Below are 946 nucleotides of genomic sequence, written 5' to 3'. Positions count from 1 at the left end.
TGACCGGCGGCTGCGGCTTCATCGGCTCCGCCCTCGTGCTGCACCTCGTGCAGAACCTCGGTCACGAGGTGCTGACGCTCGACGCGCTCACCTATGCCGCCAACCCCGTCTCGCTCGCGTCCCTGGAGGGCAACCCGCGCCACCGCCTGCTGGAGGCCGACATCTGCGATCCAGGGGCCGTCAACGCCGCCTTCCGCGACTTCGCGCCGGAAGCGGTGATGCACTTGGCCGCCGAGAGCCACGTCGACCGCTCCATCTCCGAGCCCGGCGCCTTCATCCGCACCAACGTCACGGGCACGCAGGTCATGCTCGATGCCGCCCGCAGCCACTACGAGGGGCTTTCGGGCGCGGGCCGCGACACCTTCCGCTTCCTGCACGTCTCCACCGACGAGGTCTACGGCTCGCTGCCGCCCGGCGGCTTCTTCACCGAGGAGAGCCGCTACGATCCGCGCTCGCCCTACTCGGCCTCGAAAGCCGCCTCCGATCACCTGGCGCGGGCCTGGCACGAGACCTACGGCCTGCCGGTGCTGGTGACGAACTGCTCGAACAACTACGGCCCGCGCCACTTCCCCGAGAAGCTCATCCCGCTGATGATCCTCAATGCGCTCGAAGGCCGGCCGCTGCCCGTCTATGGCGACGGGCTGAACGAGCGCGACTGGATCCATGTCGAGGACCACGCCCGCGGCCTCGTGGCCGTGCTGGAGCGCGGCCGGGTCGGACAGACCTACCTGCTCGGTGGTCGGGCGGTGCGCAACAACCTCTCGGTCGTGAAGGCGCTGTGCGCCGCCTTCGACCGGCTGCGGCCGGAAGGCGGCCCGCACGAGCGGCTGATCACCTTCGTGGCCGACCGGCCCGGCCACGATCGTCGCTACGCGATCGACCCGGGCAAGGCCGAGGCCGAGCTCGGCTGGGCGCCGACGAAGAGCTTCGAGGCGGCGCTGGAGGA

The 946-nt window shown here is 70.7% G+C and carries 1 protein-coding gene; it reads left to right on the top strand.

Annotation, left to right across the window (positions count from 1 at the left end):
- On the top strand, positions 1–946 hold a 946-nt coding region (gene rfbB, locus MOX02_RS30760; RefSeq protein ID WP_147029536.1), incomplete at both ends, for a dTDP-glucose 4,6-dehydratase.

It is taken from the genome of Methylobacterium oxalidis (assembly GCF_007992195.1).
GTDB classification, from domain to species: Bacteria; Pseudomonadota; Alphaproteobacteria; order Rhizobiales; family Beijerinckiaceae; genus Methylobacterium; species Methylobacterium oxalidis.
The sequence above is the reverse complement of the archived record's forward strand: the minus strand, read 5'-3'. Positions and strand labels throughout refer to the sequence as shown.